The organism is Saccharopolyspora sp. 6V (assembly GCF_020176785.1).
Lineage (GTDB): Bacteria > Actinomycetota > Actinomycetes > Mycobacteriales > Pseudonocardiaceae > Saccharopolyspora_C > Saccharopolyspora_C gregorii.
Genome location: NZ_JAIUKB010000071.1, coordinates 21,507 through 38,131, shown reverse-complemented (window position 1 = coordinate 38,131; position 16,625 = coordinate 21,507). Strand labels below are relative to the sequence as shown.

At 73.8% G+C, this 16,625-nt stretch carries 6 protein-coding genes; 1 reads left to right on the top strand and 5 read right to left on the bottom strand.

Going from position 1 to position 16,625, the window contains the following annotated elements:
- Positions 1-25: 25 nt before the first annotated feature.
- The 4 genes from LCD35_RS15225 to fabD form a co-directional block, all read right to left on the bottom strand.
- Positions 26-9,640 carry an SDR family NAD(P)-dependent oxidoreductase gene (locus LCD35_RS15225; protein ID WP_225044364.1) on the bottom strand — a complete coding sequence of 3,205 codons (9,615 nt, stop codon included), beginning with the start codon at positions 9,638-9,640 and terminating at the stop codon, positions 26-28.
- A gap of 111 nt (positions 9,641-9,751) precedes the next feature.
- A complete protein-coding gene (gene asnB / locus LCD35_RS15220) occupies positions 9,752-11,719 on the bottom strand; it encodes an asparagine synthase (glutamine-hydrolyzing) (protein ID WP_224967288.1) in 1,968 nt (655 codons plus the stop codon).
- A 4-nt stretch (positions 11,720-11,723) separates the two neighbouring features.
- Positions 11,724-11,978 (bottom strand): acyl carrier protein, encoded by a 255-nt coding sequence (locus LCD35_RS15215; protein ID WP_224959465.1) that lies wholly within the window; start codon positions 11,976-11,978, stop codon positions 11,724-11,726.
- A gap of 44 nt (positions 11,979-12,022) precedes the next feature.
- Positions 12,023-13,567: an ACP S-malonyltransferase gene (fabD, locus tag LCD35_RS15210; RefSeq protein ID WP_225044363.1), complete on the bottom strand. Its 1,545-nt coding sequence runs from the start codon at positions 13,565-13,567 to the stop codon at positions 12,023-12,025.
- 1,247 nt (positions 13,568-14,814) lie between these two features.
- Here fabD and LCD35_RS15205 point away from each other — a divergent pair.
- Positions 14,815-15,924 carry a type I-E CRISPR-associated protein Cas7/Cse4/CasC gene (locus tag LCD35_RS15205; protein WP_224967289.1) on the top strand — a complete coding sequence of 370 codons (1,110 nt, stop codon included), beginning with the start codon at positions 14,815-14,817 and terminating at the stop codon, positions 15,922-15,924.
- Between the two features lie 4 nt (positions 15,925-15,928).
- On the opposite strand, the gene LCD35_RS15200 is transcribed toward LCD35_RS15205, so the two are convergent.
- Positions 15,929-16,558, bottom strand: a complete 630-nt coding sequence (locus LCD35_RS15200) for a TetR/AcrR family transcriptional regulator (RefSeq protein WP_224959461.1) — start codon at positions 16,556-16,558, stop codon at positions 15,929-15,931.
- Between the last annotated feature and the right edge of the window lie 67 nt (positions 16,559-16,625).

The following is a 16,625-nucleotide window of genomic DNA, read 5'->3' as shown; positions in this document are numbered from 1 at the left end:
GGGGCGCGGTGGCGCGGGCTCGTGGTCAGGCATCGCTGAGGGCGTCCGGTCCGAGGCGGTCGTCGAGGACCGCGTCCAGCAGCGCCGCGTAGGCACCGGTGTCGAAACCGGGCTCCGGGGATCTCCCTTCCACCACCGCAGTTTCCTCCGCGGGCGCTGCGGTTTTCCGCACAACCGAACCGGTTCCCGGCCGCGCACCGGGGTTTCCCCGGTCGTTCCAGTGGTTTCCGGGCGTGGCGTCCGGTACCCGGTACCGCTCGCGGGCGAACGGGTAGCCCGGCAACCGGAGCACGCCGGTACCCGCCGGGTGCAGCACCGACCAGTCCACATCGGACCCGGCGCACCACAGCCGCACGACCTCGTCGAGCCGCCCGTCCCGCAGCGCCCGGGCCACCTCCGGGGAGTGCGCGGTGCCGCGCCGCACCCCGGTGCCGCGCGAACGCGGGACACCGCCCACGTGCAGCCCGGTGCTGTCCCCGGCCAGATAGCGGTCCAGGGCGCCGGCCAGCTGCTCGACGCTGTCCGCGACCAGTCCGAGCCGCCGTTCCATCGCCTCCCGGCCGACCTGCAGGGTGTGCGCGAGGTCCGGCAGCGCGGTCGCCGGGGCGCCGCGCAGGTGGTCCCGCAGCCGCCGCGCGGCCTCCCGCAACCGTTCGTCGTCGCGGGCGGACAGCAGCACGGCCTGCGGTCCGCCGTCGGCCGGGGCGCGCCGCGGTCGCGGCGGTGCTTCCAGGACGACGTGCGCGTTGGCGCCGCCGAAGCCGAAGCTGCTCACCCCGGCCCGCAGCGGCCACGCCCGCCCGTCCGCGTCGGCGCGCGGCTCCCAGACCTGACCGCGGCGCACCACCTCGAACTCGCCGCCGGACAGCGGCAGGTGCGGGTTGAGCCGGTCGCAGTGCAGCGTCGGCGGGAGCTCCCGGTGCCGCATCGCCAGCAGCACCTTGAGCACCCCGGCCAGGCCCGCGGCCGATTCGGCGTGGCCGATGTTCGTCTTGACCGAGCCCAGCGCCCACGGCCGCCCGTCCGGGCCGGGCCCGCCGAGGTCGCGATAGGCGGTGGCGAGCGCGTTGACCTCCACCGGGTCACCGAGGGCGGTGCCGGTGCCGTGCGCCTCGACGTAGCCGATGCTGCCGGGATCGAGCTCGCCCATCGCCTCCCGCACCAGCGCGGCTTGCGCCACGCCGTTGGGCGCGGTGAGCGATCCGGCCCGGCCGCCGTGGTTCTCGGCGCTGCCGCGCACCACGCCCCAGATCGCGTCGCCGTCGCGGACCGCGGCCGCCAGCGGCTTGAGCAGCACCACCGCGACGCCTTCGGCGCGCACGTAGCCGTCGGCGTCCGCGGCGAACGTCTTGCACCGGCCGTCGGGGCTGAGCATCCCGGTCTGCTGGGTGGCGGCGAAGGTGTCGACGCTGAGCAGCAGGTTCACCCCACCGGCGAGCGCCATCTCGCAGCGCCCGGACCTGATGTCCTGCACCGCCCGGTGCAGCGCCACCAGCGAGCTGGAGCAGGCCGTGTCGATCGGTTCGCTGGGCCCGTGCACGTCGAGCACGAACGAGATCCGGTTGGCCAGCACCGAATGCGCGTTCCCGGTGGCGGTGTAGCCGTCGGGTGCGACGCCGCTGGCGTTGAGCAGCTGGTGGTAGTCGTTGCCGGACACCCCGAAGTAGACGCCGGTGCGTTCCGGTAGCCGCGCCGGCGCGTACCCGCCGTCCTCCAGCGCCGCCCACGTGGTCTCCAGTGCGAGCCGCTGCTGCGGATCCATCAGCTCGGCTTCCAGGCGGGACAGGTTGAAGAAGCCGGCGTCGAACCGGTCCACGTCGGCGAGCTGCCCGGCGAACTTCGGGAAGTCGGTGCGGGCCACGGTGTCCGCGTAGCGCTCGTCGAACCGGTCGCCCGGGTAGGGGGTGACGAGGTCGTCCCCGGCGCGCAGCCGCCGCCAGAACTCGTCGAGGTCGGCGGCGCCGGGGAACCGACCGGCGGCGCCCACGACGGCGACCGCGTCCGAGGCGGACCCGGCTGCGGGAGGCTGCTGCGCCGGGCCGTGCGGAGCCGGGGCCGCAGGAGCGCGCTCCGGTGGCGCCTGCGCGGGTGCCGGTGCGGTCTGCGCGGGCGTCGGTGCGGTCTGCGCGGGTGCCGCCGCGCGGTCCGGCCACCGCTCGCGGAGGTGCTCGGCCAGGCTGCGGATGTTCGGGCACTCGAAGAACACCGCCGGGCTCAGCTCCACGCCGAGCAGGCCGTTGAGCTCGGTGGCGAGCGTGGCGAGGGCGATGGACTCGAACCCGTAGGCGTGGAAGTGGGTGTCGGCGTCGATCTCGGCGAGGTCGAACTTGAGCTGGTCGGCGACGGTCTTCCGCAGCGCTCGGACCAACCGGGACTCATCGTCCGATGTGGACTCGGGCGCGGCGGCGGAACTCGGGTCCGCCACCGGCGCGGCGAGCGCCGGAACCACCGCGACCGCGGACCCGCGCACCGATCCGGGCAGCTCCCCGGCCCCGAACTCGGCCCGCTCGATCCGGCCCAGCACCCGGCCGCGCTCGTCGGCCAGGTCGATGCGGAACTCGGCGTCGGCGACCCGGTCCAGCACCAGCACCCGGGTGCGGTCCAGCTCCTCGCCGTGCAGCGCGGCGACCCGCAGCACGGTCGCGTCGGGGTCGCCGAGCGCGTGCTGCACGCCTTGCAGCACCCCGGCGAGCACCCAGGCCGGGACGTGCACGTGCCGCTTGTGCGGGTCCTGGCACAGCGCGGGCTCGCCGACGCGCACCAGCAGCCGCCCGTCGCGGAGCCGGGCCACGCCCTCGACGCTGCGCGAGTAGGGCCGCGCGTCGAGGCCCGCTTCGCCCAGCGCCGCGTAGAAACCGTCCTGGTCGAGTTCGTCGGGCACGTCCACCGGGACGTCCGGAACCCGTTCTCCCGCAACGGTTTCGACGGTGGCGGCGAACCGCGTCGTGCCGTCGGCGTGCCGCAGCTCCACCCGGTGCGCCCCGGACGCGCCGCCGAGCCGCCATTCCAGGGTCTCGGTCTCGTCGGCGGGCGCGGGCAGCGCCGCCCACTCGGCGTCGCGGACCCGCAGCGGACCGGTGATCCCGGCGACGCGGGCGAAGGCCAGCGCGCCGTCCAGCAGCGCCAGGGTGGCGTACCGCCGCTTGCGGCCCGCGGTGTGCACGTAGTCCAGCAGTTCGTCGCCGCGCGGCTTCAGCTCGTAGCGCACGCCGTGCAGGTCGGAGCGGTTCTCCCCCACCCACGGGTGTGCGCGGCGGGTGAACGCCAGCGGCCGCAGCACGCTGGGCGCGTCGTCGAACTCGGGATACCAGCAGCGGACCCGCTCGAACGGGTAGGCGGGCAGCGAGAGCTTCGCGGGCCGGGTGCCGAGCGGCCACAGCCGGTCCCAGTCGACCCCGGCGCCCTGCGACCAGTGCCGGGCGAGCGCGGCCAGGTCGCGGCCGGCGACGGCCTGCTCGACGGTGGCGGCGTTCGCCGCGCGGCGCTGCCGCAGCGTGCTGGCGACGAACTCCACGCCCTCCGGGAGCACCGGAGCATCGGCGGTCAGGTCCACCCCGGACAGCGCGGTGATCCGCTCCAGCGCGTGCCGCGCGTCGGTGGCGACGAACGCCAGCCGGCACGGCAGCTCGTTCTTGCCGGTCTGCAACCCGTAGGCCAGCGCGTCCAGCCCGGGTCGCGCGGATCCCAGGTGGTCGCGCAGGTCGCCGAGCACCGTGCGCAACGCCTGCGGGGTCATCGCGGAGAACACCAGCAGCTGCGGCCCGCCGCTGTCCGGGGCGGCGACCACGGTGCCGTCGTGCTCCTCCACCACCAGGTGGACGTTGATGCCGCCCGCGCCGATCGAGGTGATCCCGGCCCGGCGCGGTACCTGCTCACCGCGCACCACCGGCCGTTCCCACGCGGCGCGTTCCCGCTGCACCGCGAACGGCGTCGCCGCGAAGTCGATGGCCGGGCTCAGCGTCTCGGAGTGCAGCGACGGCGCCAAGGTGCGGTGCCGCAGCTGCAGCAGCACCTTCGTCAGCCCCACCAGCCCGGAGCCGGACAGCAGGTGCGCCACGTTCGACTTCACCGAGCCCAGCGCGCAGAACCCGGTGTCGTCGGTGTCCCGGCCGAACGCGAGGCTCGCGCCCTTGATCTCGATCGGATCGCCCAGCGAGGTCGCCGAACCGTGCCCCTCCAGGTAGCTGATGGTGCGGGCGTCCACGTCGGCGTCGTCCAGCGCGCGTTCGACGGCGCGGGCCTGCTGCTGCGGGCTGGGCACGGTGAACCCGTTGCGCACGCCCGCGTTGGTGAGCCCGCTGCCCTTGATCACGCCGTACACGTGGTCGCCGTCGGCGACGGCCTCGCCGAGCAGTTTGAGCACCACCGCGCCGACGCCCTCGCCGAGGATGGTGCCGTCCGCGCCGAGCCCGTAGCTGCGCACCACGTCGGCGGACTTGGTGGTGAAGTGCGCCTGCGAGGTGGAGATCAGGTCGTAGGGGTGCAGCATCAGGTTGATCCCGCCGACCACCACCATCCGGGTCTCGCCGTCGCGCAGCAGCCGCACCGCCTGGTGCACGCACGCCGCGGACGAGGCGCACATGGTGTCCACGAACACCGACGGGCCGGTGAACCCGTAGTGGTAGGACAGCATGTTCGCCATCACGCCGACTTCGCTGCCGCTGGTGGTGGTGCCGCGTTGCAGCATGTTCTGGAAGCCGTAGTAGGCGTAGCTGTTGTTCATCGAGCCGACGAGCACGCCCACGTCGCCGTCGTAGCGGCGGCGCAGCGTCTCCCGCGAGTACCCGGCGTCCTCCAGCGCGGTCACCCCGGTCTGCAGGAACAGCCGCACCTCCGGGGACATGATCTCGGCGTTGCGCTGGGAGATGTTGAAGTAGCGCGGGTCGAACGCGTCCACGTCGCGCAGGAAGGTGCCGGTGCGCACGACGGTCTTGCCGAGCACGTCGCGCTCGTCGAAGTGGATGTCGCCGTGGCGCCAGCGGGATGCGGGCACGGTCTCGAAGCTGTGCCTGCCTTCGCTGAGCAGGTCCCAGAACTCCTCCAGGGTGTCCGCTCCGGGGTAGCGCCCGGCCATGCCGACGACGGCGATGTCGTGCCGGCCGGGGTCGTGGCGGGGGTCGGCCGGGCGCGGGGTCGTGGTGGCGGCAGAGGTCGCGGTGGTGGCAGGGGTGGCGGCGACGGCCGAAGTCGGTGCAGCGGACGAACTTCCGGCCGCAGCCGGTGTCGCGGTAGCCGAAGTTCCGGCGGTGGCTGGAATCGCAGCGGCCGGAGTGGCCGGGATCGTGGTGGTCGTCGCCGCCACGGTCGGCTCCAGCACCGGACTCCCTTGCGGCCCAGCGCCATCAGATCCCGCGGCAGCGGTCTCGTCCCTCACCTCCACCGCGGACTCGACCGGGGCGACGAGTTCCAGCAGCCGCGTCCGGTGCTCGGCGACGAAGTACTCCGCCACCCCGCGCAGGTCCACGTGCTCGAAGAACAGCGTCTTCGGCAGCGAGCCGAACGAGTCCTCCAGGGTGCTGGTGAGGTCGACGATCGCGATGGAGTCGATGCCGTAGTGCTCCAGCTTCTCGTCCGCCAGGATGCCGTCCGGGTCCTGCCGGGTGACCTCCGCGAACACCGCGCGCAGGAAGTCCTGGGCCCGCTCGGCCAGCTCCGCGTCGTCGAGCTCGACGGCGGCCAGGGCCGAGGTCGTCGCCGGGACCGCCGCGACCGGCCGGTCCAGCCCCGCGTACACCCGCAGCTTCGCGCGTTCGCCGTGCAGCACGACGCGCCGCACCGGTGCTCCCGCGCGCAGCGCCCGCTCCACGGCGGCGAGACCGGCCTCGGTGGGCAGCGGCACGGTGCCGGTGCGCTTGCGCAGGTAGGCGGCGGTGGCGGCGTCCATCCGCATCCCGCCGTCGGCCCACAGCGGCCAGTCCAGCACGCGGGTCTCGGCGCCGGTGGCCTGCCGCCGCAGCGCGAACGCGTCCAGGTGGGCGTTGGCGGCGGCGTAGTCGGCCTGCGCGGCGCCGCCGAAGGCGCCCGCGACGGAACCGAACAGCAGCAGGAAGTCCAGGTCGAGGTCGTCGGTGGCGGCCGCCAGGTGCGCGGTGCCGTCGACCTTCGGGGCGAGCACGGCGGCGGTGCTCGCGAGGGGTTTGGTGGCGAGGTAGCCGTCGTCGAGCACCCCGGCCGCGTGGAACACGCCGTCCAGGCGCCCGTGCTCGGCGCGGATGGTGCGGACCGCATCCCGGACGCTCGCGGCGTCGGTGACGTCGGCCCGCACGTAGTGCACCCGCTCGTGCGGCTGGGGCGGCCCCTGCTCGGAGCGGCCGCTGACCACGACGGTCGCCGCGTACCGGAGGCACAGGTGCTCGGCGAGCAACCGCCCGATTCCCCCGGCGCCGCCGGTGATCCAGTAGACGCCGCCGGTGCGCAGCAGGCTCTCCCCCGCCGCACCGGCCGGGATCTCGGTGGTGCCGTGACGCAGCCGCCGCCCGTCGCGGGTGTGCGCGACCTCGGCGTCCTCGGTGGCGGCCTCGGTGTGCACGACGCGCTCGAAGCGGGCCGCGTCGCGCGGGTCGAAGCCGTCGAGCAGCACCAGCGTGCCGCGGAACGCGGGATCCTCCAGCCGCGCGGTCTTGAGCAGCGCCGCCAGCGGGCCGAACACCGGCGAGTCCGGTTCGCCCGGCGCCACCACCAGCACCCGGCCCTTGCCGCCGAGCCGTTGCAGGTGGCCGTAGCAGCTCTCGAACGCGGCGCGCATCGCGGCGGCATCGGTGGCCCCGACCGGCACCGGTAGCGGCAGCACGTCCGCGCCGAGCCGGGCGGCGCTCGCGGCCACCAGGTCCTCGTCCAGGGCGGCGTTGAGCACCACCACCGGACCGGCCGGTCCCTCCGCCGCGGCCGGTTCGTCGATCCAGGCTCCGGTGACCTCCAGCAGGTCATGCTGGGGTTCCGCGGCCGGTGCGCCGCCGAGGGGGCGGGCGGTGTAGCCGGTGAACCGGGCGCACAACCGGCCGGACTCGTCGAACAGGTCCACGTCCACCTTGCCGCGCCCGCGCGCGCCCGCGGCCGGGCGCAGCCACGCGTGCGCGGTGCTGCTGGTCGCGGCGGGTGCGGTGAGCTCGTCCAGCGCGAACGGCACCGCGGGCGCCGACGGTTCCCGCCAGCCGCCGTCCGGGCCGCCGACCGCGAGGGCGGCGAGCAGCGCGCTGTCCAGGATCGCGGGATGCAGCCGCGGCCCGGGCGCCGCCGCTGCGGGCAGCCGCAGCTCCGCCAGCACCCCGTCCGGGCCGGTGCGCACCGAGGTCAGCGCGCGCAGCGCGGGCCCGTGCTCGATGCCGCTGGTCCGCAGCGCCGCGTACCCGGCGTCGGCGGCCAGCTCCCGGGGGTGCCGTGCGCGCAGCTCGGCCAGGTCCACCGATTCCGCCGCGTCCGCACCGGGTTCGACGCGGCCGCTCGCGTACGGTTCGCCCGCCGCGTCGGCGAGCGCGTAGTCGTGCCCGTCGCCGCCGGGGGTCAGCCGCAGCCGGGCGTCCAGGCCGTCCGGCCCGACGGCCAGCGGGCGGATCCACACCGCGTTGCGCACCCGCGGCGTCCGGTGCCCCGCGGCCCGCGCGGCGGCCAGCACCAGGTCCAGGACGGCCACGCCCGGCACGATGCGGGTGCCGCCGACGACGTGGTCGCGCACGTAGCCCTGGGTGTCGTCGAAGCGCACCGGGAAGGTCCAGTCCTCGCCGGAGCGCTCCCCGGCACCCAGCGCGGCGGTCTCGGGCGCGGCGGTCTCGGGCGCGGTGCTCTCGGACACCGCCGGGGCCGGGGCTTCGACGGGCCGCGGGCTCAGGTTCGACGGTGCGGTGGGCGTGAACCAGTGCGGGGTGCGGGCGAACGCGTAGCCCGGCAGGTGCAGCCGCCGCCCCTGCGCCGGCCACTGCGACCAGTCCACCGGCAGCCCGGTGGCCCAGGCGGCGGCGAACTTGTCGTACCGCCCCTGCTCCAGCCAGCGCGCGCCGAGCTCACCGAGGTCCTCGGCGTCCAGCCCGGCGGGCACGTCCTCGCCCGCGCGGCCGCGCTCGCACCCGGCAGGGCGTTCCCCGGCGGCGAGGGATTCCAGCTGGTCCGCCCAGGTCTCCAGGTCGGCCGCGCGGAACGCGGCGCGTTCGGCCATCGGCACCCGGCCGTCGCGCAGGGTGCGGGCGATGTCGGCGAGCGCGGGCCGCTCGCCCCGCTCGACCCGCCGCCGCACCCAGTCCGCGAGCACCGCGCAGCTCGCCCGCAGCCGTTGCTCGTCGCGCGCGGACACCGGCAGCCACCACTCGCCCAGCGCCTCCTCGTCGGCGGGGACGATCGCGCCGGATTCGAGCAGCACGTGCGCGTTGGTGCCGCCGAAGCCGAACGAGCTCACCCCCGCCCGCAGCGGTCCGGGCAGGTCCCAGTCGGTGAGCTCGGCGACGACGTGCAGCGGGCTGCCCGCGAGCTTGATCAGCGGGTTGAGCTTGCGGAAGTGCACCGTCCCCGGCAGCTGCCGGTGCCGCATCGCGAGGATCACCTTGAGCATCCCGGCGATGCCGGCGGCACCTTCCAGGTGGCCGATGTTCGTCTTCACCGAGCCGACGCCGCAGCGGTGCTCGGCGGGGGTCTCGGCACCGCCGCGCAGGTCGGCGAACGCCTTCTTCAGCCCGCGGATCTCGATCGGATCGCCGACCGGGGTGCCCGGGCCGTGCGTCTCCACGTAGCTCACCGTCTCCGGCGCGACGCCCGCCCGCCGGTAGATGCCGCTGATCAGCTCGGCCTGCGCGTCCGGGTTGGTGACGGTCAGCGAGCTGGTGCGCCCGCCGTGGTTGCTGCCGATGCCCTTGATCACCGCGTGCACCGGGTCGCCGTCGCGCCGCGCGTCCGCGGCCCGCTTGAGCAGCACCACGCCGCCGCCCTCGCCGCGCACGTACCCGTTGGCGCCGGCGTCGAACGCGCGGCACTTCCCGTCCGGGGAGAGCATCCCGGCCTTGGCGAACGCGATGAAGTGGCGTGCCGACCAGGTCAGGTTCACCCCGCCCGCCAGCGCGTACTCGCAGTCCCCGGCCAGCAGCGCCTGCACGCCCTGCTGCACCGCGACCAGCGAACTCGCGCAGGCGGTGTCGTTGACGACGCTGGGCCCGCGGAAGTCGAAGTGGTGCGAGACGCGGTTCGCGATGATCGCGTACGCCGCGCCCGTCGGGTAATAGGCGTCGACCTCGGCGACCTCCTGCTCGACGAGTTCCGCGTAGTCCCAGTGGCACACGCCCATGAACACCCCGGTCGCCGAGCCGGCGAGCCGGTCCGCCCGGTACCCGGCGTCCTCCACCGCGTGCCAGCTGAGTTCGAGGGCCATCCGCTGCTGCGGGTCCATGGATTGCGCTTCGCGCGGGGAGATCTGGAAGAACTCGGCGTCGAAGCAGTCCACGTCGTCGACGAACCCGCCCCAGGCGCTGCTGGTCTTGTTGAACTCGCGGCGCGGGTCGCCGAGGTGGTCCTCCTTGCGCCAGCGCCGCTCCGGGACCTCGCTGATCAGCGAGCGTCCCGCGGCCAGGTGTCCCCAGAACTCGTCCATCGTCCGCGAGCCGGGCAGGCGCAGCGAGGTGCCGATGATGGCGATGTCGTGGTCATCGGTTCCGTGGTCCATCGAAGTCGTCTCCGTCTCAGCACCGGTGCCGCTGCGGCCCGCGTCGGCTCGTCCGGTCGTGGTCGTGCCCGTCCCGCGCGCCCGCCGGGGGCGGCGCGCGGGACTCGGAGGTCAGGCGGCCGCGCAGGTGCGCTCGTCGAGGACCCGCAGGGGCACCTTCAGGGGATCGCGGTTCAGGCCGTGCCCGCGCACGAACCAGTGGTGCAGCCACACCGTGGAGGCCAGCAGCACGAACGCCTGGTTCTCCTTGGTGCCGATGCGTTCCGGCGGGGCGTCGTAGACGCGGTTGACGAACTTGCGCACGAACCGCGCGTCCAGGGCGGGGATCTCGCCGAGCACGTCCGGGTCCAGCAGCAGGTCCCGGTAGTCGGGCCGGGAACGCACGAACACCGCGGAATCCGGTGCGCGGTAGGGGAACTTGCCCTTCTTCACGATGCGTTCCGGCAGCACGTCCGCGTAGGCCAGCTTCAGCAGGTGCTTCTCGTCGTAGGGGTCGCCGAAGCGCCCGTTGACCGAGTTCGCGCGGCGCACCACCGCCGGATCCAGGAACGGGCAGCGGTTCTCCACGCCGTGCGCCAGCGCCATCCGCTCGCCCTGGGTGGACAGCAGGTAGCCGGCCAGCAGGGTGCGGAACTCCAGCCACTGCGCCTTCCGCACCGGGTCCAGTTCGGCGTAGCCGGGTTCCTCGGCGACGAGCCGTTCCACCGCGGCCAGCGGATCGCCGGGTTCGGCGAGCAGCCGGGCCGCGAACCGGCCGTTCTGGAACCGCATCTGGTGCGAGAACAGGCCGGGCCGCTGCTCGGTGGAGAACTGCTGGTAGAGCCCCAGCATCCGGCGCTGCTCGTCGGCGCCGCTGAAGTGCGCCAGGTACGGGTGGAGCCGCCCCATCCGCTCCCGGCGGGTCTCGTCGTCGAGCGCGTCCCACTCGGACAGCAGCCGGGTGTCCTTGAAGATGCCGTAGCCGAGGAACGCCTCGTCGGCGCCTTCGCCGCTGAGCACCACCTTGATGCCCTCGCGCCGGACCTGCCGGGACAGCAGGTGCATCGGCACGAACGCGGTGCGGAACGCGGGCACTTCGGCGTGCCGGACGGCGTCGGGGAACGCTTCGGCGACGTCGGCGTCGGTGACGCGCAGCTTCGAGTGGTGGGTGCCGAGGTGCGCGGTGAGCTCGTCCTGCTCGGCGGACTCGTCGAACTCGGCGTCCTCGAACTCGATCGAGAACGTCCGAAGTGGATGGTCGGTGCGGCGGGCGGCGAGGTGCGCGATGATCGACGAGTCGAGCCCGCCGGAGGCGTACACGCCGACCTCCACGTCGCTGCGCAGCCGCACGTCCACCGCGCGTTCCAGGTCGCCGCGCACCAGCTCCACGGCCTCCTGCTCCGATTCCGGCGCCGGGCAGGCGGTCAGGTCCAGCGGCGCCCACCGGCCGCGCCGCTCCTGGTCGCCGCGCACCGACAGGTACTCGCCCATCGGGATCTGCTCGATCCCGCGGTAGCCGCTGTGCGCGGGCAGCGGCGTCCAGGTCGCGTAGAGCGAGGCCAGCTGGTCCGGGTCGAACTCGAAGCGGAACCCCGGGTACGCCAGGAACGCCTTCATCTCGGAGGCGAACAGCAGCGCGCCGTCGTGCCGGGCCACGAACAGCGGCCGCTTGCCGTACCGGTCCCGCGCCAGGTGCAGCTCATCGGTGACCGCGTCGTGCACGGCGAACGCGAACGCGCCGTTGAACTTCGGCAGGCAGTCCGGGCCCCACTCCGCCCACGCGTTCAGCACCACCTCGGTGTCCGACCCGGTGTGGAACGCGGCACCGCGCGCCCGCAGCTCGGCGCGCAGCTCCCGGTAGTTGTAGAGCTCGCCGTTGTAGCACAACCGGAATCGCCGGTCGGCGCTGAGCACGGGCTGCTGGCCACCGGCGAGGTCGATGATGCTCAGCCGCACCGTGCCCATCGCGATCCGGTCGTCGAGCAGGCAGCCCGCCTCGTCCGGGCCGCGGTGCTCGATCTGGGCGAGCATGTCGTGCATCAGGTCCGCGTACTCCCGCGGAGGGCGCGGGCTGCCGTAGAACCCGGCGATGCCGCACATGGCGTCACCGGCTTTCGAGCGCCCGCTCGCGGGCACCGTCGACGAAGGCGGCGATGCCGTTGAGCGACACCATGACGTTGCCGAGCAGCTCGTCCTCCTCGAACTGCACGCCGTAGCGCTCCTCGATGTGCGCCATCAGCGAGATGTAGCCGAAGGAGTCGAGGATCCCGGCCTTGAACAGGTCGGTGTCCTCGGTGGTCTCGGCGTCGAACTCGAACAGGAACTGCTCTTCGAGGTAGTCCTTCAACTCGTCCTTCATCGCGGTCCTCCGCATCGTCGTCGTGGTCGTCCCGGAACCGGCCGCTACGCGGCGAACGCGGAACCGGCGATCCGGGCCAGCGCGGGCCACTGCTCCCGGATGAAGAAGTGGCCGCCGGGGAACCGGTGGGTGCGCAGCGGCCGGGTGCTCTCCCGCTGCCAGGCGCCGAGGTCGTCCCCGGTGAACCACTCGTCCTCGCCGCTGAGCGCGGTGATGGGCACGTCCAGCGGTGGCACCCGCGGGTGCCGGTAGGCGCCGAGCGCGGTGAAGTCGGCGCGCAGGATGCGCTCGTAGAACGCCATCAGGTCCGCGTGCTCGCGCAGTTCGGCGGGCAGTCCGCCGAGGCGGTCCAGGTGTGCCCAGAACTCGGCGGTGGGCAGCCGCCAGGTGTCGCGCTCCCGGCTGGGGATGGACGGCCCGCTCTCGCCGGAGACGAGCAGGTGCGCGGGCTCGGGCAGGCCTTCGTCCCGGATCCGGTGGCACAGCAGGAAGGCGAGCCGCGCGCCGAGGCTGTGCCCGTACAGCGCGTACGGCCGGTCCAGCCGGTCGCGCAACTGCGCCAGCAGGTCTTCGACGATGGCGCCGGGGTCGGCCAGCAGCGGTTCGGAGATCCGGGCGCCGTGCCCGGGCCGTTCCAGCACCGCCACGTCCAGGTCGGTGCGCTCGGCGAGCCCGGCGTAGGCGCGTTCGTCGCCACCGGCGTAGGCGACGCAGAACAGCCGGGGCCGCGGTTCCGCGGCTTCCGGGGTGGCCTCGATCTGGCGGACCATGCGGGTGAGCACCTGGGTGTCGCCGACTTCCCGGCAGTCGTCCAGCGTGGTGTGCCGCAGCAGGTAGCGGACGCTGTCGAGCCAGCGCACCGACCCGGCGATCTGCTCGCTGAGGGTGGCGGCGAGGTCCCGCTCGGCGTAGGGGCGGGCGGTGAGGTTGGCGATGACGGTGGCGCGCAGCGGCGCGAACCGGAATCCCTTGAGGAACGCGGCGAACTCGTCGCGGGCGGGTGCCATGTGCCGGGAGTGGAAGGCGGCGGAGACCTTCAGCCGCGCGACCCGCACGTCCTGCTCGCCGAGGACCTGCTGCGCGCGCTCGATCCGCTCCCGCGCCCCGGAGAGCACCAGCTGCGCATCGGTGTTGATGTTCGCGAGGTCCAGGTCGGTGAGCCCGTGCTCCACGAGCAGCGCGCGCAGTTCGGCGCGCGAGGTGCCCAGCACGGCGAGCATCGCACCACCATCGGCGCGGGACATCAGCTCACCGCGCTTGAGCACCAGCTTCAGCCCGGTCTCGAAGTCGAAGGCACCGGCCGCGTGCAGCGCGTTGTACTCGCCGAGGCTGTGCCCCAGCAGGTAATCCCCTGCCGGCGCACCGCGTTCCAGCGAGTCCACGTAGGACAACGCGTTCACCACGTACAGCGCGGGCTGGGTGCAGCGGGTGTCGTCCAGGCGACCGTCCGGGTTCCGCGCGCACAGCTCGGGCAGGTCGTAGCCGAGCACGTCGCAGGCGCGGGCGGTGAGCTCGGGGTGGCGCTCGAACAGCTCGGCGCCCATCCCGGTGCGCTGCGAGCCCTGGCCGGGGAACAGCACCGCGCTCACGCCGCCTCCACCACGCGGGTCCGGTGCACCGGCTCGGCTGTTCGCATCACGCGCCTCCTGAATGAGCGATCACCCCGATCGGGATCAATCTGGAGACCACGCTAGAGACGGCGCGGAACCACTCGCAATCTTCAGAACCACCATTCCGGCACGTCTAAGGAAATCACCAGGCGCACTTCTAGGGAAATCACCAGCAACTCCGCCGAATCGCCCGGAGACCACCGGCCGCCCGAGCTTCGCGCCTTCTCGGAGCACCGGGACCGGCGGAGAGCGCCTGCCGGCTCCCGAGCCTCCGGCGGACGGGCCCGCGGCAGGGGGCGACCCCGCTCACCTGCGCCCGTTTCCGCGCGGGGCGGCGGAATCCGGATGCGCACCGCGGTTCCGGCCCACCGCCCGCGACGCGCGACCCGGAGATCTCCGCCCATTCGGGCCCGCGGCATTCCCGGACCGGGACGAGGTGAGGATCGCACGTTCCGGGTGCGCCGATCCCAGGAGCGACCGGGCTCGATCAGCGGGCGGGCACAATTGCGGTCGAATCGCCCTACCGGCGGCGACACCGACCTTTTCCGCTCTCCAATTCCTTTCCATCCCAGGACCGGCCGAAACCGGCGGACGAGACCGTCGCGCCGAATGGAGCCGTCGCGGACTCGGCCGAACGGCCGCGGCGAACGGGAAATGAAGATCACAGGAAGATCCCGCAGCGAGACCATTCCGTTCCGGTAATCGTGAGCAACGGCCATCGTCGCTGGAAGCGCTTCCGGCGACGCTCGGTCATCCGATGTTCCCGGCACCGATCCCCGCGGTCTCCGCAGTTCACGGCGCCGAGAGGGGCGCGTTGGCAGCGCGGTCCGGGCTTGCTACCGTCGATCGAGGTCGCATTCCGGAACGCACTCAGCGAGGAGTGCACCTGGATTCTCCGCTTCGCCGAGCGGAAAACCGATGGCCCCACCGGCCGCAGGAGCGACGCGTCCCGCGGCACTCCGCTCGCCGATGGTCCCCTGACTCCCCGTCGTACCCCTTCCTGCCCGGAGGACAGCCCGTGAGTTCCGGTCCGCCGGACGAGCCGCCGCGCCGAGCGGCCGGACGCTTCCGGGTGCCGCCGCGCGGGAACGACGCCCGCCGCCGGAGCCGGTGCACCGCCGGTGCGGGTTGGCGCCACGACCTGCCCGCGCACGCCCGGTGCGCCCGTCCGACCCGCGCAGCGGCCTGCCGCGCTCCCGCGAGCTCACTCCCCGGAGGAACACCACATGATCGTCGAACTGCACCTGCTCCAGTCCGTCCCGGCCACCGAGCTCGGCCGGGACGAGGGGGAAGGGCCGCGGCGCGCGACCTTCGGCAACGTCGCGCGCGAGCAGCTCCCCTCCCGGTACCTGCGCCGGTCGGCGCGCGCCCTGCTGGCCGAGCAGGACCTGGCCCTCGCCTCCGCCGGCGTCTCCACCCGGCGGCTGATCGCCGACGCGGGACGCTGGATCGACGCGGCGAGCTGCGCCGACGATCCCGGCGCGGACACCGGGGACCTGGTGCGGGAGGCGTTCTACGAACTGGGCCTCGGCCTCGCGAGCGGCGAGCTGACCCCGTCGGTGGCGTTCACCGCGGACCGGGCGGGTGAGCGCCTCGCCCGGTTCTGCCTGGAGAACCGCGAGGACTACGCCGACCGCGCCACCCGCCGCAAGAAGATCATCGCCAACGCGGCGGATCCCGAGCAGGCGCGGCAGGACGAACTGGCGCTGGCGAACGTGAAGACTGCCGCGCAGCAGCGGGAGGCCGCCGAGCGCGTGCTCGCCCCCCGGCAGGCGATCGACGTGGCTCTGTTCGGCGGCACGATCTCCGACGAGGACGAGTTCACCGCCGAACCCGCCTGCGAAGTCGCCGACGCCCTGTCCACCCACGCCGCCGGGACCACCGCGGAGTCCGCGGAGCTCGCGGCGGCCTGCTACTACCGCTACGCCCGCCTGGACCTGGCGAAGCTCACCGCGAACCTCGGCGGGGACCGCGCCCAGGCCGAACGGGCCGCGCACGGCTGGCTGCGGGCGCTGGTGCGCGCCGTCCCCGATGCGCGCCCGAACGAGACCGCCGCCCGCACCCTGCCGGAGGTGGTGTTCGCGGTGGTGCGCGAGCACGGCTCCTGGAACCTGGTCAACGCGTTCCTCGACCCCATCGCCGGCGCCGATCCGCTGGCCGGCTCGGCGCGGCGGCTCGTGGAGTACTTCGGCCAGGTCCGCGCCTTCTACGACACCGGCGAGATCCGCGAGGTCCTCGGCGCCTCGGTCACCGGGGAGCTGCCGCTGGAACGCACCCGGCAGCCCGCCACCCTCGACGACCTCGCCACCCGAGCCATCACCGCGGCCCTGGGCTGACGGCTCACCGCAGCGGGCCGCCGGTGAGGTAGCGGGTGAGCATCGTGGTCAGCTCGTCCTCGAAGGCGGGGATGTCGATCGGGTCGGCCGACGAGATCAGCTGGTGCACCACGAGTTCCACAGTGGACACGACGAGCCGTGCCGCGGTCCGCGGATCGCCGACCCGCACCTCGGAGTACCGCGCGATGAGTTCGCGGGCGCGGGTGACGTGCTCCTGCTCCAGCCGCTCGATCTTCTCCAACAGCTCTCGCGACCGCGGCGCCTGCTCGAACATGACGCGCAGCAGCTTCGGGTCGTCCAGGTGGTTCGCGATGGCGGCCCGCACGAACCCGCGCACCTCTTCCTCGACGGAGGCCGGCCGCTGCGCGGCAAGGTGGGCTCGGGTCGCCGCGATGCCCTCGTCGAGGTGCTTGGTCAGCAGCTCAACCAGGATCGCGTCCTTGTTCGGGAAGTACTGGTAGAGCGAGCCGATCGAGATCCGGGCGCGCTCGGCGATCCGATTCGTGGTGCCCGCCGCGTAGCCGTGCTCGGTGAAAACGTGAGCAGCCGCGGTGAGGATGCGTTCCCTGGTGAGCTCCGCGCGCACCTGGCGCGGCGTCTTCCGAGGTCGCAGACGTCGTTCTCCGGAGCTCACGGAACCTCCCTGGGCAGGCGCGAAAGCGAGTGGCGCACGAACCGAACAATTGCTCATAATCATGGCA

What these genes read in the sequence shown, in the direction of transcription:
- LCD35_RS15225 (WP_225044364.1), bottom strand. Translation starts at nt 9,640, where the DNA reads ATGGACCACGGAACCGATGACCACGACATCGCCATCATCGGCACCTCG.
- asnB (WP_224967288.1), bottom strand. Translation starts at nt 11,719, where the DNA reads ATGTGCGGCATCGCCGGGTTCTACGGCAGCCCGCGCCCTCCGCGGGAG.
- LCD35_RS15215 (WP_224959465.1), bottom strand. Translation starts at nt 11,978, where the DNA reads ATGAAGGACGAGTTGAAGGACTACCTCGAAGAGCAGTTCCTGTTCGAG.
- LCD35_RS15205 (WP_224967289.1), top strand. Translation starts at nt 14,815, where the DNA reads ATGATCGTCGAACTGCACCTGCTCCAGTCCGTCCCGGCCACCGAGCTC.